General features: G+C 43.1%; 38 protein-coding genes. 33 read left to right on the top strand and 5 right to left on the bottom strand.

Going from position 1 to position 24,957, the window contains the following annotated elements:
• Nucleotides 1–82 precede the first annotated feature (82 nt).
• The 4 genes from FTU66_RS08050 to FTU66_RS08035 form a co-directional block, all read right to left on the bottom strand.
• A complete protein-coding gene (locus FTU66_RS08050) occupies nucleotides 83–526 on the bottom strand; it encodes an Rrf2 family transcriptional regulator (RefSeq protein ID WP_004974689.1) in 444 nt (147 codons plus the stop codon).
• 91 nt (nucleotides 527–617) lie between these two features.
• Nucleotides 618–1,829, bottom strand: a complete 1,212-nt coding sequence (hmpA, locus tag FTU66_RS08045; protein WP_004974691.1) for an NO-inducible flavohemoprotein — start codon at nucleotides 1,827–1,829, stop codon at nucleotides 618–620.
• Between the two features lie 239 nt (nucleotides 1,830–2,068).
• Nucleotides 2,069–3,652: a helicase HerA-like domain-containing protein gene (locus FTU66_RS08040; RefSeq protein ID WP_180112600.1), complete on the bottom strand. Its 1,584-nt coding sequence runs from the start codon at nucleotides 3,650–3,652 to the stop codon at nucleotides 2,069–2,071.
• Between the two features lie 60 nt (nucleotides 3,653–3,712).
• Complete coding sequence (locus FTU66_RS08035) at nucleotides 3,713–4,906, bottom strand: PLP-dependent transferase (protein WP_180112599.1); 1,194 nt, start codon at nucleotides 4,904–4,906, stop codon at nucleotides 3,713–3,715.
• A gap of 160 nt (nucleotides 4,907–5,066) precedes the next feature.
• Between FTU66_RS08035 and FTU66_RS08030 the strand changes: the two genes are divergently transcribed.
• The 30 genes from FTU66_RS08030 (at nucleotide 5,067) to FTU66_RS07885 (ending at nucleotide 21,334) form a co-directional block, all read left to right on the top strand.
• Nucleotides 5,067–5,804, top strand: coding sequence for a type 1 glutamine amidotransferase (locus FTU66_RS08030; protein ID WP_019836863.1), 738 nt, complete (start codon nucleotides 5,067–5,069; stop codon nucleotides 5,802–5,804).
• Between the two features lie 278 nt (nucleotides 5,805–6,082).
• The gene (gene rpsJ / locus FTU66_RS08025) at nucleotides 6,083–6,394 is read left to right on the top strand and encodes a 30S ribosomal protein S10 (protein WP_000070912.1); all 312 of its coding nucleotides are present in this window, start codon (nucleotides 6,083–6,085) and stop codon (nucleotides 6,392–6,394) included.
• Nucleotides 6,395–6,453: 59 nt separating this feature from the next.
• A complete protein-coding gene (rplC, locus tag FTU66_RS08020; protein WP_026438075.1) occupies nucleotides 6,454–7,092 on the top strand; it encodes a 50S ribosomal protein L3 in 639 nt (212 codons plus the stop codon).
• A gap of 11 nt (nucleotides 7,093–7,103) precedes the next feature.
• Nucleotides 7,104–7,706 (top strand): 50S ribosomal protein L4, encoded by a 603-nt coding sequence (gene rplD, locus FTU66_RS08015; protein ID WP_019836861.1) that lies wholly within the window; start codon nucleotides 7,104–7,106, stop codon nucleotides 7,704–7,706.
• A complete protein-coding gene (gene rplW, locus FTU66_RS08010) occupies nucleotides 7,703–8,023 on the top strand; it encodes a 50S ribosomal protein L23 (RefSeq protein ID WP_004974703.1) in 321 nt (106 codons plus the stop codon). Before rplD ends, rplW begins: the two co-directional genes overlap by 4 nt.
• Before the next feature lie 11 nt (nucleotides 8,024–8,034).
• Nucleotides 8,035–8,859, top strand: coding sequence for a 50S ribosomal protein L2 (gene rplB, locus FTU66_RS08005; RefSeq protein ID WP_004974706.1), 825 nt, complete (start codon nucleotides 8,035–8,037; stop codon nucleotides 8,857–8,859).
• Between the two features lie 19 nt (nucleotides 8,860–8,878).
• Nucleotides 8,879–9,154 (top strand): 30S ribosomal protein S19, encoded by a 276-nt coding sequence (gene rpsS / locus FTU66_RS08000; RefSeq protein ID WP_004673001.1) that lies wholly within the window; start codon nucleotides 8,879–8,881, stop codon nucleotides 9,152–9,154.
• A gap of 11 nt (nucleotides 9,155–9,165) precedes the next feature.
• Nucleotides 9,166–9,495, top strand: a complete 330-nt coding sequence (rplV, locus tag FTU66_RS07995; protein ID WP_001982638.1) for a 50S ribosomal protein L22 — start codon at nucleotides 9,166–9,168, stop codon at nucleotides 9,493–9,495.
• A gap of 1 nt (nucleotide 9,496) precedes the next feature.
• The gene (gene rpsC / locus FTU66_RS07990; RefSeq protein ID WP_004974711.1) at nucleotides 9,497–10,249 is read left to right on the top strand and encodes a 30S ribosomal protein S3; all 753 of its coding nucleotides are present in this window, start codon (nucleotides 9,497–9,499) and stop codon (nucleotides 10,247–10,249) included.
• A gap of 3 nt (nucleotides 10,250–10,252) precedes the next feature.
• Nucleotides 10,253–10,666, top strand: coding sequence for a 50S ribosomal protein L16 (gene rplP / locus FTU66_RS07985; protein ID WP_004691317.1), 414 nt, complete (start codon nucleotides 10,253–10,255; stop codon nucleotides 10,664–10,666).
• On the top strand, nucleotides 10,666–10,863 hold the full coding sequence (rpmC, locus tag FTU66_RS07980; RefSeq protein ID WP_004650482.1) for a 50S ribosomal protein L29: 198 nt from the start codon (nucleotides 10,666–10,668) through the stop codon (nucleotides 10,861–10,863). Before rplP ends, rpmC begins: the two co-directional genes overlap by 1 nt.
• Nucleotides 10,860–11,117: a 30S ribosomal protein S17 gene (gene rpsQ / locus FTU66_RS07975; RefSeq protein WP_004974714.1), complete on the top strand. Its 258-nt coding sequence runs from the start codon at nucleotides 10,860–10,862 to the stop codon at nucleotides 11,115–11,117. The genes rpmC and rpsQ overlap by 4 nt, the downstream gene beginning before the upstream one ends.
• A gap of 91 nt (nucleotides 11,118–11,208) precedes the next feature.
• Nucleotides 11,209–11,577: a 50S ribosomal protein L14 gene (rplN, locus tag FTU66_RS07970; RefSeq protein ID WP_001982634.1), complete on the top strand. Its 369-nt coding sequence runs from the start codon at nucleotides 11,209–11,211 to the stop codon at nucleotides 11,575–11,577.
• 9 nt (nucleotides 11,578–11,586) lie between these two features.
• A complete protein-coding gene (rplX, locus tag FTU66_RS07965) occupies nucleotides 11,587–11,904 on the top strand; it encodes a 50S ribosomal protein L24 (protein ID WP_004974717.1) in 318 nt (105 codons plus the stop codon).
• Between the two features lie 16 nt (nucleotides 11,905–11,920).
• Entirely contained in the window at nucleotides 11,921–12,457 is a 537-nt protein-coding gene (rplE, locus tag FTU66_RS07960; RefSeq protein ID WP_004974719.1) for a 50S ribosomal protein L5, read from the top strand.
• Nucleotides 12,458–12,466: 9 nt separating this feature from the next.
• Nucleotides 12,467–12,772 (top strand): 30S ribosomal protein S14, encoded by a 306-nt coding sequence (gene rpsN / locus FTU66_RS07955; protein WP_180112598.1) that lies wholly within the window; start codon nucleotides 12,467–12,469, stop codon nucleotides 12,770–12,772.
• A gap of 12 nt (nucleotides 12,773–12,784) precedes the next feature.
• The gene (gene rpsH / locus FTU66_RS07950; RefSeq protein WP_004974720.1) at nucleotides 12,785–13,180 is read left to right on the top strand and encodes a 30S ribosomal protein S8; all 396 of its coding nucleotides are present in this window, start codon (nucleotides 12,785–12,787) and stop codon (nucleotides 13,178–13,180) included.
• Nucleotides 13,181–13,196: 16 nt separating this feature from the next.
• Nucleotides 13,197–13,730, top strand: coding sequence for a 50S ribosomal protein L6 (gene rplF, locus FTU66_RS07945; protein ID WP_004974722.1), 534 nt, complete (start codon nucleotides 13,197–13,199; stop codon nucleotides 13,728–13,730).
• A gap of 14 nt (nucleotides 13,731–13,744) precedes the next feature.
• On the top strand, nucleotides 13,745–14,095 hold the full coding sequence (rplR, locus tag FTU66_RS07940; protein WP_004281497.1) for a 50S ribosomal protein L18: 351 nt from the start codon (nucleotides 13,745–13,747) through the stop codon (nucleotides 14,093–14,095).
• A gap of 2 nt (nucleotides 14,096–14,097) precedes the next feature.
• Nucleotides 14,098–14,595 carry a 30S ribosomal protein S5 gene (rpsE, locus tag FTU66_RS07935; protein ID WP_004974725.1) on the top strand — a complete coding sequence of 166 codons (498 nt, stop codon included), beginning with the start codon at nucleotides 14,098–14,100 and terminating at the stop codon, nucleotides 14,593–14,595.
• A 6-nt stretch (nucleotides 14,596–14,601) separates the two neighbouring features.
• A complete protein-coding gene (gene rpmD / locus FTU66_RS07930) occupies nucleotides 14,602–14,778 on the top strand; it encodes a 50S ribosomal protein L30 (RefSeq protein WP_004786899.1) in 177 nt (58 codons plus the stop codon).
• A gap of 3 nt (nucleotides 14,779–14,781) precedes the next feature.
• Nucleotides 14,782–15,222 carry a 50S ribosomal protein L15 gene (gene rplO, locus FTU66_RS07925; protein WP_004974728.1) on the top strand — a complete coding sequence of 147 codons (441 nt, stop codon included), beginning with the start codon at nucleotides 14,782–14,784 and terminating at the stop codon, nucleotides 15,220–15,222.
• A gap of 45 nt (nucleotides 15,223–15,267) precedes the next feature.
• Complete coding sequence (gene secY, locus FTU66_RS07920) at nucleotides 15,268–16,587, top strand: preprotein translocase subunit SecY (RefSeq protein WP_171062591.1); 1,320 nt, start codon at nucleotides 15,268–15,270, stop codon at nucleotides 16,585–16,587.
• A gap of 20 nt (nucleotides 16,588–16,607) precedes the next feature.
• Nucleotides 16,608–16,724: a 50S ribosomal protein L36 gene (gene rpmJ, locus FTU66_RS07915; RefSeq protein ID WP_000867907.1), complete on the top strand. Its 117-nt coding sequence runs from the start codon at nucleotides 16,608–16,610 to the stop codon at nucleotides 16,722–16,724.
• A 107-nt stretch (nucleotides 16,725–16,831) separates the two neighbouring features.
• Entirely contained in the window at nucleotides 16,832–17,188 is a 357-nt protein-coding gene (gene rpsM / locus FTU66_RS07910; protein WP_004974734.1) for a 30S ribosomal protein S13, read from the top strand.
• A 19-nt stretch (nucleotides 17,189–17,207) separates the two neighbouring features.
• Entirely contained in the window at nucleotides 17,208–17,594 is a 387-nt protein-coding gene (gene rpsK, locus FTU66_RS07905) for a 30S ribosomal protein S11 (protein ID WP_001040166.1), read from the top strand.
• 12 nt (nucleotides 17,595–17,606) lie between these two features.
• The gene (gene rpsD / locus FTU66_RS07900; RefSeq protein ID WP_004974744.1) at nucleotides 17,607–18,233 is read left to right on the top strand and encodes a 30S ribosomal protein S4; all 627 of its coding nucleotides are present in this window, start codon (nucleotides 17,607–17,609) and stop codon (nucleotides 18,231–18,233) included.
• 17 nt (nucleotides 18,234–18,250) lie between these two features.
• Nucleotides 18,251–19,258, top strand: a complete 1,008-nt coding sequence (locus FTU66_RS07895; RefSeq protein WP_004974745.1) for a DNA-directed RNA polymerase subunit alpha — start codon at nucleotides 18,251–18,253, stop codon at nucleotides 19,256–19,258.
• 18 nt (nucleotides 19,259–19,276) lie between these two features.
• Nucleotides 19,277–19,642 (top strand): 50S ribosomal protein L17, encoded by a 366-nt coding sequence (rplQ, locus tag FTU66_RS07890; protein WP_004974746.1) that lies wholly within the window; start codon nucleotides 19,277–19,279, stop codon nucleotides 19,640–19,642.
• 201 nt (nucleotides 19,643–19,843) lie between these two features.
• Entirely contained in the window at nucleotides 19,844–21,334 is a 1,491-nt protein-coding gene (locus FTU66_RS07885; RefSeq protein ID WP_180112597.1) for an NAD(P)/FAD-dependent oxidoreductase, read from the top strand.
• Between the two features lie 75 nt (nucleotides 21,335–21,409).
• Here FTU66_RS07885 and FTU66_RS07880 read toward each other — a convergent pair whose 3' ends face one another.
• A complete protein-coding gene (locus FTU66_RS07880) occupies nucleotides 21,410–22,582 on the bottom strand; it encodes an acyl-CoA dehydrogenase family protein (RefSeq protein ID WP_179993949.1) in 1,173 nt (390 codons plus the stop codon).
• A 185-nt stretch (nucleotides 22,583–22,767) separates the two neighbouring features.
• Between FTU66_RS07880 and FTU66_RS07875 the strand changes: the two genes are divergently transcribed.
• The 3 genes from FTU66_RS07875 to FTU66_RS07865 all read left to right on the top strand — a co-directional run bounded on the left by FTU66_RS07875 (nucleotide 22,768) and on the right by FTU66_RS07865 (nucleotide 24,932).
• Complete coding sequence (locus FTU66_RS07875; protein WP_004974752.1) at nucleotides 22,768–23,025, top strand: succinate dehydrogenase assembly factor 2; 258 nt, start codon at nucleotides 22,768–22,770, stop codon at nucleotides 23,023–23,025.
• On the top strand, nucleotides 23,018–23,440 hold the full coding sequence (locus FTU66_RS07870; protein WP_096901367.1) for a protein YgfX: 423 nt from the start codon (nucleotides 23,018–23,020) through the stop codon (nucleotides 23,438–23,440). The genes FTU66_RS07875 and FTU66_RS07870 overlap by 8 nt, the downstream gene beginning before the upstream one ends.
• A gap of 445 nt (nucleotides 23,441–23,885) precedes the next feature.
• The gene (locus FTU66_RS07865) at nucleotides 23,886–24,932 is read left to right on the top strand and encodes a hypothetical protein (RefSeq protein WP_179989878.1); all 1,047 of its coding nucleotides are present in this window, start codon (nucleotides 23,886–23,888) and stop codon (nucleotides 24,930–24,932) included.
• Nucleotides 24,933–24,957: the final 25 nt, after the last annotated feature.

Below are 24,957 nucleotides of genomic sequence, written 5' to 3'. Positions count from 1 at the left end.
ATACAGGCAAGCGACCTTTGCGCTCTGAATGCCCGAAAAAAGCAACATCTAGGATGATATTGCTTTGACCGTTTAAGTTGCTTTAAAGATGAATCAGTGGGATTGGAGATTGTGTACTGAACTGTAAATTGGGTACAGGCTGTAATACTTCACCCAAGCTGTATTGATCTAAGCTTTGATAAAACTGTTCCATTGCCTGATTGAGAATGCCTTTTAGTCCACATTGCGCACGCAGCACGCAGGGCGGGGTATTACACTCTACAATTTGATTTTCACCTTGCAGGATTCTCACCACATGACCTAAACGCAAAGGCAATGCTTCAGGATGCAAGCGAATCCCGCCACCTTTACCACGAGTGGTAATTAGCCATCCTTGCTTACCCATAAAGTGAACGATTTTTACCAGATGGTTCTGGGAAACATGCAAATCCTGTGCAATTTCCGCAATGGTATAGGGTACATCTCGAGGACGCGAGATATACATTAAAATACGCAGCGCATAGTCGGTGAATTTATTTAATTGCATGATCGCACAGATGTTTTTTTAAATACAAATAAATTAAGGCTAGTCTAGCATAACTAGACTAGCCTTACCTATTAGCTTTTAACGCTTTAGATTAGTGGCGAACACCACCTGTACCAAACGCTTCGCTATGGATTTGCTCATCTTTGATGCCACGCGCAAGTAAAGCTTTGCGCTGTTCTGCCATGAATGGCATTGGACCACATAAGTAGTAATCTGCATCGGCTGGTAACAGCGCTGCATCTACAGTGCTGAGGTCTAAACGACCAGCAACATCGTAATCTTGACCCAGTACATCACCTTCGTTCGGGAACTCATACGCAGTCAACGTATGAATACGTGGACATTTCGCAGTTAAGTCTTGAAGATGCTGTTTCATCGCATGCACTTGTTTGCTACGACATGCGTGAATGAATGTCACAGGTTGTGGTACATCTAAAGTCACTAATTGATTCAACATCGCAATCATTGGTGTTAAGCCTACGCCACCACTAATGAAGACATTACGTTTGTTGCTGTCGATGAGGAAGAAGTTACCTGTTGGTGCAGATACTTCAACTTCAGAACCTTCTGGTAATTGGTGCAATACGTTCGATACCCAACCTGCAACTTTATCTGCACCATTGCCTGGCTCACGTTTTACAGAAATGCGTAAGTAATCTTGTTGTGGGCTAGTCGATAGTGTGTATTGACGTGGTTGCTTCAAGCCAAGTTCAGGAACAAATACACGTACTGAAATATATTGACCTGCTTCGTATTTTGGTAAATCGCCGCCATCTACTGGCTCAAAGTAGATTGAAGTGATTTCGTCACTTTCTACAACTTTCTTGGCAATTTTGAAATTACGCCAGCCTAACCAGCTGCCTTTAGTTTGTTCGTGTTGTTCGTAGATTGCACGTTCAGCATTAATAAACACTTCTGCTAACTGACCATAAGCAGCTGCCCATGCATCAATTAGAGGATCTTCCATTGAAATATTTAATACTTCGCTAATAGAGTGAAGTAGGTTTTCGCCCACAATATTATAGTCAGGTGCTTGAATGTTTAAGCTCACGTGTTTGTGGGCAATCAATTCAATCACAGGCGCAAGCACAGAAGGATCTTCAATGTTTTCAGCATAAGCCAATACAGCACCTGCAAGCGCTTGAGCCTGCGCACCACTACGTTGGTGACCCATGTTAAAGGTTTCTTTTAGATCAGGATTATTCCCCAACATGCGGTTATAGAAATAACCAGTCAGTGCGACACCATTTTCACGGAGTACAGGAACAGTTGCTTTTACAAGGTCAATTTGCTGTGGAGTCATGTTCGATCTCTCATGGCTGTTATTTATAAGATGTATTCAAAATACATCTTATAAATAAGGATTGCAAACATTTTTTTGTGAAACCTTAAAAAAAATATGGATTATAAAAATATCCCATTATTTTTAAAGTTTTTATGGGGTTTGTAGATGTGACAGCGAGAGGTTTGTAAGTGTTCATTTAGGTTTTGGATGGTGCATCCATGAATGAAATCTATACAAACCTCATCGTTTATAACATGCTATTTCTTACCAAATAATGACCCTAACAAACCTCGTACAATTTTCTGCCCTGTAGAACCGCCTAAGCTGCGTGCTGCGCTTTTGGCAAAGGTACCCACAATATCCTGAGTCAGTTTTTCACGCTGTTTGGCAGCGCGTTCTGCTTCTTTTTGCTGTTCGCGGGCTAGACGTTCTTGCTCGCGCGCTTGTTGTTTGGCCAGTGCCTCGGCCTCTTTAGCCTCTTGCTTGGCGCGAGCTTCAGCTTCTTTGGCTTCAATTTTAGCTTGTTCTGCTGCTGCCGTTTGTTGCTGACGTTGTTCAACTTTTTGTTGCAGCATTTCATAAGCACTTTCACGATCTAGCTGCTGCTCATAAACACCTGCAATAACACTTTGGCTGATACAGGCTTGACGTTCTTCTGTGCTAATTGGGCTAAACGATGAGTAGGGCGGCATTACCCAAGCGCGTTCTACAATTTGCGGTGTGCCTTGTTCATCTAAGCAACTAATTAAGGCTTCACCTACCGCAAGTTCGGTAATGGCTTGTTCAACTTTAAAGTCTGGGTTGGCACGGAATGTATCTGCGGCAGTTTTTACTGCTTTTTGATCTTTAGGTGTGAAAGCACGTAAAGCATGTTGTACACGGTTACCCAACTGCCCCAACACGCTTTCAGGGAGGTCTAGCGGGTTCTGGGTCACAAAATAAATCCCCACGCCTTTAGAGCGAATTAAGCGTACCACTTGTTCAATTTTTTCTTGCAGGGCTTTGCTGGCATTGTCAAATAACAAGTGTGCTTCATCAAAAAAGAACACCAGTTTTGGCTTGTCCATATCGCCCACTTCAGGCAATTGTTCAAACAGTTCCGATAACATCCACAATAAAAAGGTAGCGTACAGTTTTGGCGTGTTCATGAGTTTGTCTGCAGCCAAGACATTAATATTGCCGCGTCCCTGACTGTCAGTTTGAATAAAATCCAAAATATCCAAACTCGGTTCACCAAAGAATTTATCACCGCCCTGATCGGCTAAAGCCAGTAAATTACGCTGAATCGCACCCAAACTGGCCGGAGAAAGATTGCCATACTCGGCTTTAAATTCACTGGCATGCTCGCTGACATAGGTCAGCATGGCTTTTAAATCCTTAAAATCAATCAGCAATAAGCCCTGATCATCGGCAATACGGAATACCGCAGACAACACGCCTTCTTGGGTATCATTCAAGTTCAGCATTTGCGCCAATAATAACGGGCCAATTTCAGAAATGGTGGTACGAATTGGATGACCCTGTTCGGCAAATAAATCCCAAAACACCACAGGAGATGCTGCAAACGGAATGCTTTCAATGCCCAAGCTCTTAATACGTGCATCAAACTTTGGGCTGCTGCTGCCTGCTTTGGCAAGGCTAGATACATCACCTTTAGCATCGGCCAAAAATACAGGCACGCCAATGCGGGAAAAGTTTTCTGCTAAGACTTTAAGCGTGACGGTTTTACCTGTACCTGTTGCTCCTGCAATTAACCCATGGCGGTTGGCAAATTGAGAATGTAAAACCACATCTTGTTGAACATCGGCAGTTTTTTTAGCAATGACGATGGCTGTACTCATATTTTATCCTTAATCTGTCACTATTATTAAAATTGAAAGTATTGACGTCAGACCTAATTTTTAGGTATTGGGCAAATGCTGCAAGGCTTGCTGAATATCTTGAATTAAATCTGCAGGATGTTCTAAGCCTATACAGAAGCGAACCAAGATGCCTTGGGCTAAATGCTTATGCTCAAGATGGCGCATTGGTTTTAAATCGTACAACATGACCAAGCTAAGCGGGCCACCCCAACTAAACCCCAGTTTAAATAAAGATAATCCATCACAGAATTGACGTACAGCGGCTAAATCATATTCAGGCTTAAAAATTACGCTAACCAAACCTGCACTGTGCCCATCGCGACAAATTTCTTTCCAATACACATGCCCTGCAGATGTGGCATCGGTAGGATGCAACACCTGAGCAAATTGCGGTTGTACTTTTAGCCAGTTGAGTAAATCAATCGTACTTTTTGCTTGGTGCTCATAACGTAGTTGCATCGAAGCCAAACTGCGTTGTACTTGCGCGACATCATCACCCGATACACAAATACCTTGAATGGCATGCATACGAAACAGTTGATGATGTAAGTGTTGATCACGGGTCACGACAGACCCCATTAAAATGTCACCACCACCACTTGGGTATTTGGTCAGGGCATGGACGCTTATATCGACACTTAAATGTTCATCACCAAAATTGAAAGCATTAAACGCAAGTCCTGCACCCCAAGTATTATCTAAGGCTGTGAGCATGTGATGTGATTTGGCTTTTTTGACTAATGCAGTTAGGTTTGGAAACTCTAGTGTGACCGAACCTGCCGCTTCTAGCCAAATCAGTTTGGCTTGGGCAGAAGGTTGAAAGCTATCGACATCAATTGGATTGTAGACTTGAACGGTGATGCCGTAACGCTGCTCTAAATTGCGTAAATGCTCCATGTTTGGGCCGTAAATATTGTCGGCCACCCAGACTTCATCGCCTTGACTTAAAAAGCAGGAATTCACCAAATTAATGGCAGACAGTCCGCTCGGTGCAAGTAAGGCGTATTGCCCACCTTCTAATTGCGCAATTTGGTCGGCAAGGGTAAAGGTGGTTGGGGTGCCGTGTGTGCCATAACTATAGTCATAAGCATCTGTCCAATGGCGGTTGAATAAGGCATTGGTATTTTCAAAAATAATGGTCGATGCACGAAATAGGGGAGGTTGTACACTTGAAATATATTGTGGGGCACGTCTTGGTGCATGAATTAAAGCAGTTTGAGCATTTTTTTTCACAGGTTCACTCAGGTAAATCAATCTGTATTGGCTTTAGCTTAAGAGAAACACAGACTTTAGGCTATAAAAAATCGGAACTGTTTAAAAATACAACATGACTGTTGAAGTTGGCGCTATTTTTGCAGAAGCTCAGGGGTAGACATGAGAAAGGATGAGTAAAATGCAAGCGCCATTAAGAGTGCATTATTTTCAGCACATTGCTGGAGAAGGGTTCGGAAGTTGCTATTCCTATTTAAAGCAGATGCAGGCACAAATCAGTGCAACAGAATTTTTTGCCTTGCCGCCTGAACAAAATATCGAAATTGAAGCCCTGCCACGGGTAGAAGATGTTGATTTGTTGATTGTGATGGGCGGCGCCATGAGTGTAAACGATGAGGCAAATTTCCCATGGTTGAAAATAGAAAAACGCTGGATTCGTCGCTATTTGTCTCTGGGTAAGCCTGCAATTGGTTTGTGTCTGGGTGGGCAATTAATTGCTAATGCACTTGGCGCAGCAGTCAGTCGTAATCCTGAACAAGAACGTGGTTGGCATGATGTGTATAAGGTCAGTGATGTACCTGCTTCCTGTTTTGAGCTGCCTGATCAAATTAAGGTGATGCAATGGCATGGTGAAACCTTTGAATTACCAAAAGGTGCTATACGCTTAGCTACCAACCCCGTTTGTACCAATCAGCTTTATCAAATAGGCAACCATGTCCTCGGTTTCCAGTTCCATCCTGAAATCACCCCACAGGTACTACAATTGTTTTTAGATAATGATGCCGAGAAAAATATCTTTTCTGGCGCGTATGTGCAAGCGGCTGATGAATTGAAACGCAGCACAAGTCGTCAATTTCAGCCAGGTAATCAATTGCTAAATCGAGCAATTGATTATTTACTCGCACAAACAAGCACTTGAGAGCTAATGGCTGGAATTGATCTATCATTAAATTGGTAGAACATGAAAAATAAAGCAATAAAGGCTAAAAGGGATTTGCTTATGCATTAAACAATCGTTATAATGGGCGACCCTTTATGCAAGGGGGTTAACTGCGAAGAAAGTAGTTAACATCGTGACAGTCGTGGCATCGATCATGACCTTAGTGATAATTCACTGCCTTTGACACTTGCCTTAAATTAGTGGGGTGAGATGCGTCAAGGGTGATTCTTTATATATTTGGCTTGGAGTTAACTGGTATGTCTAACCAGAGAATTCGTATCCGTTTGAAGTCTTTTGATCACCGTCTGATTGATCAATCTGCTCAAGAAATCGTAGAAACCGCTAAGCGTACTGGCGCACAAGTGTGTGGTCCAATCCCGATGCCAACTCGCATCGAACGCTTCAACGTTTTAACATCACCACACGTAAACAAAGATGCGCGTGACCAGTACGAAATTCGTACTTATAAGCGTTTGATCGACATCGTTCAACCTACAGATAAAACTGTTGATGCGTTGATGAAATTAGATCTAGCAGCTGGTGTTGATGTTCAGATTGCATTGGGTTAAGGCTTTCGGTTAATTAACACTCTAAGTTAATTAGGCCGCTTTTTTAGAGGTTTATGCACATGGCTATTGGTTTAGTCGGTCGCAAGTGCGGTATGACCCGTATCTTTACAGATGCTGGTGTTTCTGTACCTGTTACAGTGATTGAGGTTGATCCTAACCGCATCACTCAAATCAAAACGCTTGAAACAGATGGTTATCAAGCAATTCAGGTTACTACTGGTGAACGTCGCGAATCTCGCGTAACTAACGCTCAGAAAGGTCACTTCGCTAAAGCGGGTGTTGCTGCTGGTCGTTTAGTTCAAGAATTTCGTGCTACAGAAGCTGACCTTGAAGGTCGTGAAGTTGGCGGAACTATCGGTGTAGATTTGTTCACAGTAGGTCAGATCGTTGACGTTACTGGTCAGTCTAAAGGTAAGGGTTTCCAAGGTGGTGTTAAGCGTTGGAACTTCCGTACTCAAGACGCTACTCACGGTAACTCTGTTTCTCACCGTGTTCTAGGTTCTACAGGTCAAAACCAGACTCCTGGTCGCGTATTCAAAGGCAAAAAAATGGCTGGCCATTTAGGTGCTGAACGCGTAACTGTACAGGGTCTTGAAATTGTATCTATCGACACAGAGCGTTCAGTTCTTGTTGTTAAAGGTGCGATTCCTGGTGCGACTGGTGGTGACGTAACTGTACGTCCTACGATCAAGGCTTGAGGGGAAATAACGTGAATTTAAATACTGTTTCCGGCTCTGCTGTTGAGTTATCTGAAGTTGCGTTCGGTCGTGAATTCAATGAAGCACTTGTACACCAAGTTGTTACAGCTTACTTAGCTGGTGGTCGTCAAGGCTCTAAAGCTCAGAAATCACGTGCAGACGTTTCTGGCGGTGGTAAAAAACCATTCCGTCAAAAAGGTACTGGCCGCGCTCGTGCTGGTTCTATTCGTAGCCCAATCTGGGTTGGTGGTGGTAAAACTTTTGCTGCTCGTCCACAAGATTGGTCTCAAAAAGTTAACCGCAAAATGTACCGCGGTGCAATGCAATGTATCTTAGCTGAACTTGTTCGCCAAGATCGTCTTGTATTGGTTGAAGAGTTTGTTGTTGAAGCTCCTAAAACTAAAGCATTGCTTGCAAAACTTAACGACTTGAATGCAACTCGCGCATTGATCGTAACTGAAGCTGTAGATGAGAATCTATATCTTGCAGCGCGTAACCTTCCACACGTTGATGTGGTTGATGCTACTGCAATCGATCCTGTTAGCTTGATCGCGTTCGACAAAGTTGTAATGTCTGTTGCTGCTGCTAAGAAAATTGAGGTAGAACTCGGATGAACAACGAACGTTTATATCAAGTCCTACAAGGACCTGTATTTTCAGAAAAAGCACAAGTTTTAGGCGAAACTGCTGGTGTTCAAGTATTCAAAGTTGCATTAAATGCAAACAAACTTGAAATCAAAAAAGCAGTTGAGCAATTATTTGGTGTGGAAGTTGTTAAAGTTAACACGACTATCACTAAAGGTAAGACTAAGCGCTTTGGTCGTACATTGGGGCGCCGTTCTGATGTTAAAAAAGCATACGTCACCCTGAAAGCTGGCCAAGATGTTGAAATGGCTGACTTGGGCGATACCGCTGAAAGCGCAGCGGAATAAGGACGAAATTTATGCCGATTCAAAAATGTAAGCCAACGTCTCCAGGACGTCGCTTTGTAGAGAAAGTCGTTCACGACCATCTTCACAAAGGTGCGCCTTATGCGCCGTTGGTAGAAGCTAAAAAACGTACTGGTGGTCGTAACAACAACGGTCACATTACTACACGTCACGTTGGTGGTGGTCATAAGCAACACTACCGTATCGTAGACTTCAAACGTAATAAAGATGGCATTCCTGCTGTTGTAGAGCGTATTGAATACGATCCAAACCGTACTGCACACATCGCATTGTTGAAGTATGCTGACGGTGAACGTCGTTATATTATTGCGCCTAAAGGTTTACGTGCTGGTGATCAAGTTCAATCTGGTAACGATGCTCCAATTCGTCCAGGTAACTGCTTACCACTTCGTAATATGCCAATCGGTGCTACTCTTCACAACATCGAACTTAAAATCGGTAAAGGTGCTCAATTAGCGCGTTCTGCTGGTACTTCGGTTCAATTGTTGGGTCGTGACGGTTCATACGCTATCGTTCGTCTACGTTCAGGCGAAATGCGTAAAGTGCACGTTGAGTGTCGCGCTGTGTTAGGTGAAGTATCTAACTCAGAAAGCAACCTTCGTTCACTTGGTAAAGCAGGTGCTTCGCGCTGGCGTGGTGTTCGTCCTACCGTTCGTGGTATGGCAATGAACCCGGTTGATCACCCGCACGGTGGTGGTGAAGGGCGTACTAAAGGTATCCAACCTGTAAGCCCATGGGGTCAAAAAGCTAAAGGGTACAAGACACGTACCAACAAGCGTACGACTAAGATGATTATTCGCGACCGTCGCGTTAAGTAACAAGTAAAGGAATCTGACAATGCCTCGTTCTCTGAAAAAAGGCCCATTCGTCGATGCGCACTTGTTCGCTAAGGTTGAAGCGGCAATCGCGGCTAATAACCGTAAGCCGATCAAAACTTGGTCGCGTCGTTCGATGATCCTCCCAGATTTTGTTGGTTTAACAATTTCTGTTCACAATGGTCGTAACCATGTTCCAGTGATTATCTCTGAACACATGGTTGGTCATAAACTCGGTGAATTCGCGCCAACTCGTACCTATCGTGGTCACGGTGTTGACAAGAAGTCTAAACGTTAATAGGTGCTATGATGGAAGTAACTGCTAAATTACGCGGTGCCGCTATCTCGGCACAAAAAGCACGTTTGGTTGCAGATCTTATCCGCGGCAAATCTGTTGCGCATGCACTTAACATTTTAAACTTCAGCAACAAAAAAGCTGCTGTTTTAGTTAAGAAAGCATTGGAATCTGCAATTGCAAATGCTGAACACAATAACAGTTTAGATGTAGACGACCTTAAAGTATCTACGATTTACGTTGATGAAGGCATGAGCCTTAAACGTATTATGCCACGTGCTAAAGGCCGTGCAGATCGTATTACTAAGCGTACTTGTCACATCACCGTTAAGGTAGGGGTTTGATATGGGTCAGAAGGTTCATCCAATCGGTATCCGCCTAGGTGTTGTGAAACGTCATAACGCTAACTGGTATGCGAATCCGAAACAATACGCTGAATACTTGCTTAAAGACCTTCAAGTTCGTGAGTTTTTAACTAAAAAACTTAAGAACGCAATGGTAAGCAATATTCTTATCGAACGTCCAACGGGTGCTGCTAAAGTAACAATTAGCACTGCGCGTCCTGGTATCGTAATCGGTAAAAAAGGCGAAGACATTGAGAAATTACAACGCGAATTAACATCTATTATGGGTGTTCCTGCGCAAGTAAGCATCAACGAAATTGACCGTCCAGACTTAGATGCACGTTTAGTTGCTGAAGCAATCGCTTCTCAATTAGAAAAGCGTGTAATGTTCCGTCGTGCTATGAAGCGTGCGGTACAGAACTCTATGCGTGCTGGTGCTAAAGGTATCAAAGTTGAAGTTTCTGGTCGTTTAGGTGGTGCAGAGATTGCACGTACTGAATGGTATCGTGAAGGTCGTGTACCTTTGCATACACTTCGTGCGGACATCGACTATGCAACTATGCGTGCTGAAACTACTTACGGTACGATTGGCGTTAAAGTTTGGGTATTCCGTGGTGAAATCTTGGGTGGCATGAAACAAGTCATGAACCCAGCACCTGCTGAAGAACGTCCAGCTAAACGCGGTCGCGGTCGTGGTGAAGGTCAAGAGCGTCGTGGTCGTCGCAATGATCGTTCTGCTGAAAAAGGAGAATAATCCATGTTGCAACCTAAACGTACTAAATTCCGTAAGGTGCAAAAAGGCCGTAACACTGGCTTAGCGCACCGTGGTAGCTCAGTATCTTTCGGTACTATCGCTCTTAAATCAGTTGAACGTGGTCAAATGACTGCGCGTCAAATTGAAGCGGCACGTCGTACAATCAGCCGTCGTATTAAGCGTGGTGGTAAGATCTTTATCCGTGTATTCCCAGACAAACCAATTACTTCTAAGCCTCTTGAAGTGCGTATGGGTAAAGGTAAAGGTTCTGTGGAATATTGGGTTTGTCAAATCAAACCAGGTAAAGTCTTGTACGAAATTGATGGTGTGAACGAAGAATTGGCACGTGAAGCATTTACGCTTGCTGCTGCTAAACTTCCGTTTAAAACCACTATCGTGACTCGGACGGTAATGTAATGAAAACTAAAGATCTACGTGAAAAGTCGGTAGAAGAGTTGACAGCTTTGCTTGATGAGCAACAGCTTAACCAATTCCGTCTTCGTATGGCGAAAGCAACTGGTCAATTGGGTAAATCGCATGAAGTTGCGCTTACTCGTAAAACTATTGCACGCATCAAGACCCTCCTTACCGAAAAACAGGGGAACGGGCAATGAGTCAAAATACAGTCCGCACGTTAACTGGCAAAGTTGTAAGCGACAAAATGGAAAAATCTATTGTTGTCCTTATTGAACGCCAAGTTCAACACCCGTTGTATGGCAAATTGATTCGCCGTTCAACCAAATTACACGCTCATGATGAGAACAATACCGCCAAGATTGGTGATGTTGTAACCATCAAAGAAAGCCGCCCAATGTCTAAAACTAAGTCATGGACTTTAGTTGAAGTTGTTGAAGCTGCTGCTGAGTAATTAACGTTCTTGTTGCATCATCGGTCAATTTCGAGTACTCTTTGAGCCTTTCGAAATTGTGACCGGTGATGCTCGGTTTTGGAGTAGGGCAATGATTCAAACCGAAACGATGCTTGACGTAGCTGACAACAGTGGTGCTCGCCGCGTACAATGTATTAAAGTACTAGGTGGTTCACATCGTCGTTATGCTTCTGTTGGCGACATTATTAAAGTTACTGTAAAAGAAGCTATTCCACGCGCACGTGTTAAAAAAGGTGACGTGATGAATGCTGTTGTTGTACGTACAAAGTTCGGTATTCGTCGTCCAGACGGTTCTGTGATCCGTTTTGATGATAACGCTGCTGTTATTTTGAATAACAACAAAGCACCGATTGCAACTCGTATTTTCGGACCAGTGACTCGTGAACTTCGTACTGAACAGTTCATGAAAATCATTTCATTGGCTCCTGAAGTTCTATAAGAGGCAATCATGGCTAAGATTAAAAAAGGCGATCAAGTAATTGTGATCGCAGGTAAAGAAAAAGGCAAACAGGGTACTGTTCTGTCAGTTTCTAATGACCGTGTTAAGGTCGAAGGTCTTAACTTGGTTAAGAAGCACCAGAAGCCAAACCGTGCTACGGGCGCTGAAGGCGGTATCGTAACGCAGGAAGCTTCGCTTCATATCTCAAACGTGGCAATTTTTAATGCTACAACCCAAAAGGCTGACCGTGTTGGTTACCAAACGATTGATGGCGTGAAAACTCGCGTTTATAAATCGAATGGTGAATCAGTGGCGGTGGCGAAGTAATAGGTTGAAATAGGCAATGGCCAGACTTAAAACACGTTACAACGACGAACTTAAGGCTCAATTACAAGAACAATTGGGCGTTAAGAATGTGATGGAGATCCCTCGCATCACTAAAATTACCATCAACATGGGTGTTGGTGCTGCAGCTGCTGACAAGAAATTGTTAGATGGCGCTCTTTCTGATATGCAAGCTATTGCTGGTCAAAAACCAGTTTTAACATTAGCTCGTAAATCAATCGCTGGTTTTAAAATCCGTGATGGTTGGCCGATTGGTTGTAAAGTTACTTTACGCGGCGAACGTATGTACGAATTCTTAGACCGTTTGATCTCTATCGCGATCCCTCGTATCCGTGACTTCCGTGGTTTCTCTTCGAAATCATTCGATGGTCGTGGTAACTACTCTATGGGTCTCAAGGAACAAATCATGTTCCCTGAAATCGATTTCGATAAGATTGATCAAATTCGTGGTATGGACATCACCATCACTACGACTGCTCGCACCGATGACGAAGGCCGTGCGCTTATGCGTGCATTCGGCTTCCCGTTCAAATAAGAGGTCGATATGGCTAAGAAAGGTATGATTAATCGCGAATTGAAACGCGAAGCTACTGTTGCGAAATACGCTGCAAAACGTGCTGAATTTAAAGCAACGATTGCAAACGTAAATGCAAGCGACGAAGAGCGTTTCGAAGCGATGATGAAGTTACAAGCATTACCACGTAATGCGTCTCCAGTACGTCTTCGTAACCGTTGTGGTTTAACTGGTCGTCCTCATGGTTACTTCCGTAAGTTCGGTTTAAGCCGTAACAAATTACGTGACACAGTAATGCAAGGTGATGTACCGGGCGTTGTTAAGGCAAGCTGGTAAGGAGCACTATAAATGAGTATGCAAGATACCGTTGCCGACATGCTAACGCGTGTTCGTAACGCCCAAATGGCAAAGAAACAAACTGTTTCTATGCCTAATTCTAAGTTGAAGGTTGCTATTGCAAACGTACTTCAACAAGAAGGTTATATCGCAAATGTAGAAGTGGCTGACAACGAAGGCAAACCTACATTAACGATTACTTTAAAATACTATGAAGGCAAACCAGTTATCGAAACTGTGAAACGCGTAAGCCGTCCAGGTCTACGTCAGTATCGCGGTAAAGATGCACTTCCAAGCGTTAAGCAAGGTTTAGGTATTGCAATCGTTTCTACAAGCAAAGGCATCATGACTGATCGCGCTGCACGTGCTGCAGGTATCGGTGGTGAAGTTATTGCTTTTGTTTCTTAATAATAGGTGATTCCTCATGTCTCGTGTGGCTAAAGCCCCAGTAACTGTACCTAACGGTGTTACAGTTACTCAGAACGGCCGGCAGGTCGAAGTGAAAGGCAGCAAAGGTACATTGTCTTTCAACCTGCATGCGCTGGTCGAGCTAAAACAGGAAGACGGTATTTTAGCTATTGCTCCTAAAGCTGAGTCGAAAGACGCTTGGATGCAAGCTGGTACTGCTCGCGCTGTGCTTAACAACCTTGTAAAAGGTGTGAGCGAAGGCTTTGAACGTAAGTTGCAATTGATTGGTGTTGGTTATAAAGCTGCGGTAAAAGGTAACGTTGTTAACCTTAACCTTGGTTTTTCACACCCAATCGATTACACCCTTCCTGAAGGTGTGACTGCAGAAACTCCAACTGCAACTGAAATTATCCTTAAATCTGCTGATAAAGCAGCTTTAGGTCAAGTTGCTGCGGATATCCGTGGATACCGTCCACCAGAGCCATATAAAGGTAAAGGTGTTCGTTATTCGGATGAAGTTGTTCTTCGTAAAGAAGCTAAGAAGAAATAAGGCGCGAGGTTCTTATGAACGAAAAGAAACAATCCCGTTTGCGTCGTGCGAAAAGCACACGCTTGCACATCCGTGCATTGGGTGCGACTCGTTTGTGTGTAAACCGCACGCCGCGTCACATCTATGCTCAAGTTATTTCAGCAGATGGTGGCAAAGTTTTAGCGCAAGCTTCAACTTTAGATGCTACTTTACGTGCTGGTACAACTGGTAACGTTGAAGCAGCTCAAAAAGTAGGTGCTTTAATTGCAGAACGCGCGAAAGCAGCTGGCGTAACTAAAGTTGCGTTTGACCGTTCTGGTTTTAAATATCATGGTCGTATCAAAGCCTTGGCTGATGCTGCTCGTGAAAACGGCTTGGAGTTCTAATCATGGCTAAAGTTGAACAAAACGAAGGTCTTGTTGAAAAGCTGGTTGCCGTTGATCGTGTAGCCAAAGTTGTTAAAGGTGGTCGTATCTTCTCTTTCACAGCATTAACTGTTGTGGGTGATGGTAATGGTCGCGTAGGTTTTGGTCGTGGTAAAGCACGTGAAGTTCCAGCTGCTATTTCTAAAGCACTTGAAGCTGCACGTCGTAACATGATCACTATCGAATTGGCAGATGGTACTTTACAACACCCGATTCATGCGCGTCATGGTGCAAGCCGTGTTTACATGCAACCAGCATCTGAAGGTACTGGTGTAATTGCGGGTGGTTCTATGCGTGCAGTTTTAGAAGCTGCAGGTGTACGTAACGTATTGACTAAATGCCGTGGTTCTACTAACGCTGCAAACGTAGTGAACGCAACTTTTAACGGTTTGCGTGACATGACAACTCCTGAAAAGGTTGCTGCGAAACGTGGTCTTTCAGTAGAACAAATTCAAGGGTAATCAATCATGAAAACGATTAAAGTTACCCAGACTAAATCTGCATCGCACCGCTTGAAAAATCACAAGCTTAGCCTTAAAGGTTTAGGTCTGCGTCGTATTGGTCATACTGTAGAAGTGCAAGATACGCCTTCTAACCGTGGTATGATCAACCAAGTCTACTATATGGTTAGTGTAGAGGAATAAGCCATGACTCTGCGTTTAAATGAACTTGCACCTGCAGAAGGTGCTAAGCGTGAAGCCCGTCGTCTAGGCCGTGGTATCGGTTCTGGCGTTGGTAAGACTGGTGGTCGTGGTATCAAAGGTCAAAACTCACGTAAGAGCGGTGGTACACGTCCTGGATTCGAAGGTGGTCAAACTGCGTTATATCGTCGTTTACCTAAATTCGGTTTCACTAGCCAAATCGCTTTGAAAACTGCTGAAGTACGTTTATCTGAGCTTGCTAAAGTGGAAGGCGACATCGTTAGCCTTGAAACTTTAAAAGCAGCGAACGTTGTACGTAAAGATATGGCTCGTGCTCGTATCGTACTTTCTGGTGAAATTACTCGCGCATTCACTATTCAAGGTGTTGCTGTGACTAAAGGCGCTAAAGCTGCTGTTGAAGCGGCTGGCGGTAAAGTCGAGGAGTAATCCCCAGTGTCTATGTCTCCTAGTTCTTCAGGTCATGTTCACATGATGAAAGGCCAACCATTTCACGTGAAATACCGTGAAATTATACGCCGAATGATGTTTCTCATTGGTGCGTTATTGGTATTTCGACTAGGAGCGCATATTCCAGTACCAGGCATTAATAATGCCGCACTTGAACAATTGTTTAATGCAAACCAAGGTACAATCCTTGGTTTGTTTAACATGTTTTCGGGTGGTGCATTAGAGCGGATGTCGATTCTTGCTTTAGGGATCATGCCATACATTTCTGCTTCGATTATCGTACAGTTAATGTCTACCGTGGTTCCTTCGCTTGAAGCTTTGAAAAAAGAAGGCGAGCAAGGCAAACGCAAAATTAATCAATATACGCGCCAAGGCACATTGTTTCTTGCACTTGTGCAAGCGATTGGGATGTGTGCAGGTCTGATTGGTCAAGGTATTACCTTAACGTCAGGTCTGGCTTTTTACGTTCCAGCTGTGACCTCTTTGGTTGCAGGCACAATGTTCTTAATGTGGTTGGGTGAACAAATTACCGAACGCGGAGTGGGCAATGGTATTTCCATGATCATTTTCGCAGGTATTGTTGCAGGCTTGCCTAATTTAATTATGCAATCCTTCACATCTATTGATAGTGGCCAGTCAAGCCTGATTGGTTTGGCAATTTTTGGTTTATTGTCTTTGGGTGTACTTGCAGCAATTGTGTTTATTGAGAAGGCGCAGCGTCGTATTCCAGTAAACTATGCTCAAAAACAACAAGGTCGTCGTGTATTTACTGCTCAGCAAACGCATTTGCCATTAAAAATTAATATGGCAGGTGTGATTCCAGCAATTTTTGCCAGTTCATTGCTTTTGTTCCCAGCGAGCTTAGGTCAATGGGTCGGCAGTGCGGATCCTAGTGCTGGATTAATCAAGCGTAGTCTACAAGACTTGGCATTGGTATTGTCGCCTGGACAACCGTTGTATTTGGTGCTCTTTGGTGCGTTAATTATCTTTTTCTGTTACTTCTACACTGCGCTGGTTTTCAGCCCTAAAGAAGTTTCGGAAAACTTGAAACGCAGCGGAGCTTATGTGCCTGGTATTCGCCCAGGTGAGCAAACTGCTCGTTACTTAGATCATATTCTCAGTCGTTTGACCTTTATTGGCGCGATTTACATCACTGTAGTCTGCTTAATGCCGATGATTCTACAAAGCTCATTTGGAATTCCATTTAGCTTAGGTGGTACATCATTATTAATCGTTGTAGTGGTTGTGATGGACTTTATGGCTCAGCTTCAAGCACATCTCACCTCGCACCAGTACGATAATCAAACGTTAATGAGAAAAACGACTGCTCATCCTAAGGGATAAGCGCACTTAGAGGTTTCATCATGAAAGTACAAGCTTCTGTAAAGAAAATTTGTGGTAGCTGCAAAGTTATCCGTCGTAATGGGGTTATTCGCGTAATTTGCAGCGCAGAACCTCGTCATAAGCAGCGTCAAGGTTAATTTGATTAAGACCTGTTGATTTCAGTAGGCTAATTAGGTTATTATCCGCCCCTCAAGATTTTTGTGGGGCGGTTGATTATCTTAACTGCCTTTTTGGAGAAAATTGAATGGCTCGTATTGCCGGTGTAAACATTCCGGATAACAAGCACGCTGTTATCTCTCTCACTTATATCTTTGGTATTGGTCGCCACACTGCTAAGACTATCTTAGCTGCTGCTGGTATCGCACCAACAACAAAGATCCGTGAATTAGATGACGCTCAGCTTGATGCGATTCGTGCAGAAGTTGCTAAGGTTCCGACCGAAGGTGACTTACGTCGCGAAATTTCCATGAACATTAAACGTTTAATGGATTTAGGCTGCTACCGCGGTCTTCGTCATCGTCGCAGCTTGCCTGTCCGTGGTCAACGCACCAAAACTAACGCACGTACCCGTAAAGGTCCGCGCAAACCGATTAAGAAATAAGATTTCTGGAAGCTAAAAGATGGCTAAAGATACTCGCACACGCAAGAAGGTCACTCGTACCGTCTCTGAAGGTGTTGCACACATTCACGCTTCTTTTAATAACACCATTGTGACCATTACCGATCGTCAAGGTAATGCACTGGCTTGGGCTACCTCAGGTGGACAAGGCTTCCGTGGATCACGTAAATCAACTCCGTTCGCTGCTCAGGTAGCTGCTGAAGTTGCTGGTAAAGCTGCTTTAGATTACGGTTTGAAAAACTTGGACGTCCTTGTTAAAGGTCCTGGTCCAGGTCGTGAGTCTGCGGTTCGTGCATTAGGTGCAGTGGGTTATAAAATTAACAGCATTACCGATGTGACTCCAATCCCTCACAACGGTTGCCGTCCACCTAAAAAACGTCGCGTGTAAGGAGAAACATTCATGGCTCGTTATATTGGTCCAAAATGCAAACTCTCTCGCCGCGAAGGGACAGACCTGCAACTAAAATCTGGCGTTAAACCATTTGACGTCAAAACTAAAAAACACGCTAAAGCTCCTGGCCAACATGGCGGGGCTCGTGGTGGTAAGCAATCTGAGTACTCACTACAATTACGTGAAAAACAAAAAGTACGTCGTATGTACGGTGTTTTAGAGCGTCAATTTAGTAACTACTATAAAGAAGCTGCTCGTGTGAAAGGCGCAACAGGTGAAAACTTGTTGAAATTGCTCGAAAGCCGTCTTGATAACGTTGTTTATCGCATGGGTTTTGGTTCTACACGTGCAGAAGCTCGTCAGCTTGTATCTCACCGTAGCATTACTTTAAATGGTCGTCGTGTTAACATTGCGTCTATTCAAGTTAAAGCTGGTGATGTAATTGCAGTTCACGAAGGTGCAAAACAACAATTACGTATTAAAAACGCAATTGAATTGGCTGCTCAACGTGGTATCCCTTCATGGATGGAAGTTGACCATTCTAAATTTGAAGGTACGTTTAAAGCTGCACCAGATCGTTCTGATTTACCTGCTGAAATCAACGAAAGCTTGATTGTAGAATTGTATTCTAAATAATCCTTGAGGTAGCAATAATGACGCGTACTGCAAATGAGTTTCTTACTCCGCAAGCGATCAAGGTCGAAGCGGCAAGCGGGACCTCGGCAAAAGTTATTCTAGAACCATTAGAGCGTGGCTTTGGTCACACTCTTGGTAATGCTTTACGTCGCATCCTTCTTTCTTCTTTACCTGGCGCAGCTGTGGTAGAAGTTGAAATTGAAGGTGTCGAGCACGAGTACAGTACTTTGGAAGGCTTGCAGCAGGACATCGTCGAGCTCTTGCTGAACCTGAAAGGATTGTCTATTAAGCTGTTCGATCAAAATGAAGCTTATTTGACATTGGAAAAACAAGGTCCAGGCGATGTCACAGCTGCAGACCTTCGTTTACCGCATAATGTTGAAGTGGTTAACCCTGAACACTTGATTGGCACTTTAAGTGCTACAGGCAATTTAAAAATGCGCCTTAAAGTTGCTCAAGGTCGTGGTTATGAAACATCTGACTCACGTTTCCCAGAAGGCGAAACTCGCCCTGTAGGTCGTTTGCAGTTAGATGCTTCTTATAGCCCAATCAAACGTGTGTCTTACATCGTAGAAAATGCGCGTGTAGAACAACGTACTGACCTTGACAAGTTGATCATTGATCTTGAAACCAATGGTACAGTTGATCCAGAAGAAGCGATCCGCAAAGCGGCAACAATCTTGCAACAACAAATTGCAATTTTTGTTGATCTTCAGAAAGATCAAGCTCCTGTTGCTCAAGAGCCTCGTGAAGAAGTTGACCCAATCTTGCTTCGTCCAGTAGATGATCTAGAGCTTACTGTTCGTTCTGCTAACTGTTTGAAAGCAGAAAATATTTACTACATTGGTGATCTTGTACAGCGTACTGAAGTTGAGCTACTTAAAACGCCTAACTTGGGTAAAAAATCGCTTACAGAGATCAAAGATGTTCTGGCTTCTAAAGGCTTACAGCTCGGCATGCGTTTAGAGAACTGGCCACCGGCTAGTCTCCGTATGGACGATCGTTTCGCCTATCGTAGCCGTTAATTAAGTAGGACTATCACCATGCGTCATCGTAATAGTGGTGTGAAATTAGGCCGTACAAGCAGCCATCGCAAAGCGATGTTCCAAAACTTGGCTAATTCTTTGTTCGAACACGAGTTAATCAAAACAACTGTTCCTAAAGCAAAAGAATTACGTCGTGTTGCTGAGCCTTTAATCACTTTAGCTAAAAACGATACAGTAGCAAACCGTCGTTTAGCGTTTGCTCGTACTCGTTCAGCAGCAACTGTTGGTAAATTATTTACCGTTCTTGGCCCTCGTTACAAAGAGCGTAACGGCGGTTATCTACGTGTTCTTAAAGCGGGCTTCCGTGCGGGTGATGCTGCACCGATGGCTTACGTTGAGCTTGTAGATCGCGAAGTTAAATAATTTCGCCAAGAATAACGCACGTTGTTCAGAAAAAGACCGGTTTTACCGGTCTTTTTTTATGAAAAAAATATATTGAATCTCAATAAATGATGAAATTGTCCCGAATTGATATAAATTTTAGTAACTTTTGCTAAACTTGACATTGTGTATTGTCAAATTTATGCTTTAATAAAAAACATCATTCAAGCTGGACAATAAAACATGGATAAGCAGGTTGATATATTAATTATTGGGGCAGGGATTTCGGGCATTGGTGTAGCAGCACATTTAAGTCAAAACTGCCCACAGCGTTCTTTTGAAATTATTGAGCGTCGTCAAAGTTTTGGTGGCACTTGGGATTTATTCCAATATCCGGGCATTCGTTCAGATTCGGATATGTCGACTTTTGGTTATAATTTTAAGCCTTGGAAAAAAACCAATGTACTTGCCGATGGCGCATCTATCAAAGACTATCTAGAAGAAGTCATTCAAGAAAAAGCCTTACACTCAAAAATTCATTTTCAGCATCGTGTGTTATCTGCCAATTATGACTCTCAAACACGTAAGTGGACGTTACGTATAGAAAATGCAGTGCAACAGATTGAAACTTGGGTGGCTAATTTTGTTTTAGGTTGCACAGGCTATTACAATTACGATCAAGGTTTTCAGCCTGACTTTCCGAATCAACATGCGTTTAAAGGTACATTTATTCACCCACAGCATTGGCCTGAGAATTTAGATTATCGTGGTAAAAAGGTCTTAATTATTGGTAGTGGTGCAACCGCCATTACCTTAGTACCTGCTATGTCAAAAGGTGGTGCAGCGCATGTCACCATGCTACAACGCTCGCCGACTTATATTGCTTCAGTGCCTGCAATGGATTTTGTTTATCAGCAAATGCGTAAAGTTTTGCCTGAAGATGTTGCTTACAAAATCACGCGCGCACGTAATATTGGCATGCAACGCGCCATTTATGCTTTAGCACAAAAACAGCCGAAATTACTGCGGACTTTGTTGCTGAAATCTATCCAAATGCAGCTCAAGGGCAAGGTAGATATGAAGCATTTCACGCCACATTATAATCCGTGGGATCAGCGTTTATGTGTTGTGCCTGATGGTGATTTATTTAAGATTTTACGCGAAGGGCATGCCTCGATTGAAACCAATCAAATTGCAAGTTTTACTGAAACAGGTGTGCAATTAAAATCGGGTAAACATTTGGATGCCGATATTATTGTGTCTGCGACAGGTTTGAATATTCAGATTCTAGGCGGTATTCAAGCCACAATTGATGGTGTGCCTTTAGACACCTCGAAGCACATGCTATATCAAGGTCTGATGATCAGCGATGTACCGAATATGGCGATGATTATTGGCTATATTAATGCCTCTTGGACGCTTAAAGTGGATGTGGCTGCGGATTATATTTGTCGTTTGCTCAATTATATGGATCGACAAGGTTATGACGTGGTAATTCCTCAAGGCGATCAAACTGAGTTATTGGAAGATACGGTGATGGGCAGTTTGAGTTCGGGCTATATCGCGCGTGCTGCTGATGTGATGCCAAAGCAAGGCAAACATGCGCCATGGCGAGTGACCAACAATTACTTAGAAGATCGCAAAACTTTAAAACAAGCAAGTTTTGAAGATGGTATTTTAAAATTCAAACAAGCTGTGCCTGCACAGCAGCGTAAACCTAAATTAGTGTCCTAAATCGTTGGGTGCAAAAATAATATGGCACAAGAAATTTAAAATTGCTTGCGCCATTTTTATGTTGAGGTGGAAATTTCATAAAGAACGTGAAATCAGCTCTTTCATAATTTCATTGGTGCCTGCATAAATACGATTGGCCCGATTGTCTAAGTAAGCACGTGCAATTGGATACTCAAGCATATAGCCATAACCACCATGCAGTTGTAGACATTCATCCACCACTTTGGAGTACATCTCTGAAATTTTATATTTGGCGGCCGCTGCAGCTTCAACACTGAGCTGATCTTGAAGTTGTAACTGCATACATTGATCTAAAAAAGCACGACAGAAATCAATTTCGGTGCGTAATTCTGCCAGTTTAAAGCGCGTATTTTGAAAGCTATGAATACTTTTGCCAAAGGCTTGACGTTGCTGAGTATATTGCAGTGTATGTGCAAAAGCAGCTTCTGCACCTGCTTGGCAAATAATCGCGACAATTAAGCGTTCCCAAGCCAGTTCTTTCATCAGCATGATAAAGCCCATGCCTTCTGCACCCAATAAATTGCTGCGAGGCACGCGGACATTATCAAAAAATAATTCGCAAGTGTCCTGACCTTTCATACCAATTTTATTCAGTGGTTTGCCTTTGCTAAATCCCGCACGGTCTGCTTCTACCAATATTAAAGACAGATTGGCTGAACCTTTGTCTGTGTTCGCTGTTTTACATACCACAATCGCCATGTCGCACAAATAGCCGTTGGTAATAAAAATTTTAGAACCATTAATCACGTATTCATCGCCATCCAATACCGCAGAGGTACGCACAGCTTGTAAGTCTGAACCTGTACCGGGTTCGGTCATGGCAATCGCGGTTATCACTTCGCCTGTGGCCATGCGGGGTAACCAGTGTTGTTTTTGTTCAGTTGTGCCAAAGTTATTAATGTAATTGGCGACAATATCTGAATGCAGTGAAAAACCGGTAGCACTGTCACCTGCATAGGCTTGTTCTTCAATCAAAATCATGCTGTATAAGCGGTCTACCCCTGAACCTGCATATTCTTCAGGCATGGTGCTACACAGCAAACCCAAAGCACCTGCTTTACGCCATAGCTCACGATCTACATGCTGCTGCGCTTCAAATTTTTCAGTATGGAGGATGACTTCCTGCAAATAGAATTTTCGTACCAAATCACGAAAACTGTCGTGTTCAGCACTGAATAAGGTGCGCGGTAACATATTGGCAATGGGGCGAATTGCGGCAGATTGCATGGTTTTATCTTCCTGATGTTGTTATTTTGAATTCACCTTAGAAGAATTTATAGGGGGCAACAAGGTGCAAAAGTTTCAATTGCAAATGAAAGATGATGCTTTTGGTCAATGCTGCATAAAAGTCATCGAAACTTTAAAAGGGGTCGGTTAAACTAGCCTGAGTTTAATTTTAATGGGGAAACCGCATGAGTGATGACATCAGCTTAGAAGAACGCAAAGTGATTTACCGTGCCCGTCGTGGTTTAAAGGAAATTGATGTCTATTTTGACCCGTATGTGAAAAATCATTATTTGACTGCCAGTGCGGAAGAAAAACAAATGTTTGCCGATTTGGTTGAGCAGGAAGACCCAGATTTATTGGATTGGTTTATGGAAGTGTCTGAGCCACCACGTCCTGAGTTGAAAGATTTTATCCGTAAACTAAAGCATTATGTGCATGGCTAAGCAGCAGTTTCAGCTGAAACCTAGTGTCATCGCAATAGTGTTTCAGCTGATGATCGCTCTACTCATCGTTTGGCTTTTACTACAAGTGTTAAAGCCATGGCTTAGCGTTGTATGTATTGTCATTATGGGCTGGACATATTTTAAATTTGTTCGTGCAAACCGAATTGTTGGTTTAGATCAATTAGATGACCGTGAATGGTCAATTTCCTATCTCGCGCCTCGTGTAGTATCACAACAGATTAAAAGCACAGCTCGCCAAATTGAAATTCAGCGTGTGCAACTGCGTCAAGTGATAGATCATCAAATTTATATCGTCATGGAATTTCAGCAAGCCTTTAAACCTCTGGTGATTTGGTGTGATCAGGTTTCCAAGGCGGAATGGAAGGCTCTAAAAGTATTGGCGAAAATGCTCTAATTTACAGACAGCTGTATATTTTTATAATAATAAAAAACTATAAGTATCATAAAGATAAAATTATCATCTATTTTTCGTGTCCTGATCAGTCATTTTATATTGGCATAAAAGATTACACATATCCCTATTTTCAGTTATATTCATTCCAGACAAGTGTAGATCAATACAAATCAGATTCCTGAAATGTGCAGATTTAAATTTAGTCGAAAGATTTTTTAAGATAAGCCCGAATTGGGCATCAGTTAATAAGTAGCATGTGCTGAACCGTCGCAATGCTACTTTTTTTTGCCTAAATTTTGTCGGATGACAGATTTCAGTCAATTTTAGTCACTTTAAAACATGGCAAAGTTATCCATCTGAAGCAGCAAGTAGACGCTTTTATTCAGATATTGCTTCTGCTATGTTTGTTGCAATGGACATAAACACAATTATAGAGGACAGGAAAATGTCGCAAGTCCAAAAAATAGGCCAGGGTGTGGCCGTATTTGCAATCACAAGTTTATTATTATCAGGTTGTTCACAAGTGATCAAAACAGGTGCCAATGTCGCACTTGGATTTACTGAAAAACATATTGTGCCGCCAATTTTAGCGATGGAAGATGCTGAAATGGTGTGTAATTCTGGTAATTCCTTAACCCCTGCCATTATGGCGACTAAAGATATGGGCGCAGACCCAACCCGTGTTGCGGTACTAATGTATTCGGCTGCGGGTATTTGTGCCGAAGAAAAAGCTTTGGATGCTGAATTGCGTTATTTACGTGCAGCAAAAGCAGGGCAAGTGGGCGAAGCGCAAGATGCGCGGATTCAGCAAAAACGTTGGGCGGCTTTGGCGGCACAGCGCCAATACACAGGCTATCAATTGTTTCAGCATCGTTGGGAAAAGAAATATCGGAAACCTTTGGGCGAAGGTTGTCCAAAAATGAACAGTGATATTGATCAAACTGTGTATATGTTGGGGATGTTGAGTGGCTTGCAAGCCATGACCAATGATATTAATTCAGGCGGGGCAGTGCATGTGCCTAAAGATATTGCCGCGATTGTTGAACGTGGTATGACCTGTTTAAACAATGAAAAATTCTGGGGCGCACCAGAGGCTACACGTGCCGTAATTTGGACTTTGCTTCCAGGTGCGGGAGATGGCAAACCTGATCCGTATCAAACCTTAAAGCAGTCGATGCAAATCGGTGAAAATAAAGGCGTGCGTTTATCACACGCTTTATACGCGGTTGCTGCCCAAGCCAGTGGTGAAGATGCCAAAATCCGCGACGCACTCAAAGCCTTTTCTAATGCACGCAGTGACGAAAAACCTGTAAATCCACAATTTAAATTGATTGATGCCATGGCGGGAAGCATGGTACAAGGAATTTCAGACCGTTACTGGACTGAACATACAGGTGTGCGTACGGGTGATCAGCAGCGTTTCTGGGATGAGCAAGATAATTCTTCTGAATTAGATGATTTATTTAATGAGGATACGGCAGCTCAATTGTAAAAATATCAAGATTGCCCAATTCAAT

The sequence above is a fragment of the Acinetobacter sp. YH12131 genome (assembly GCF_013418635.1).
Lineage (GTDB): Bacteria > Pseudomonadota > Gammaproteobacteria > Pseudomonadales > Moraxellaceae > Acinetobacter > Acinetobacter towneri.
Note: the sequence above shows the minus strand (reverse complement) of the source record. Positions and strands in the feature narration are given on the sequence as shown.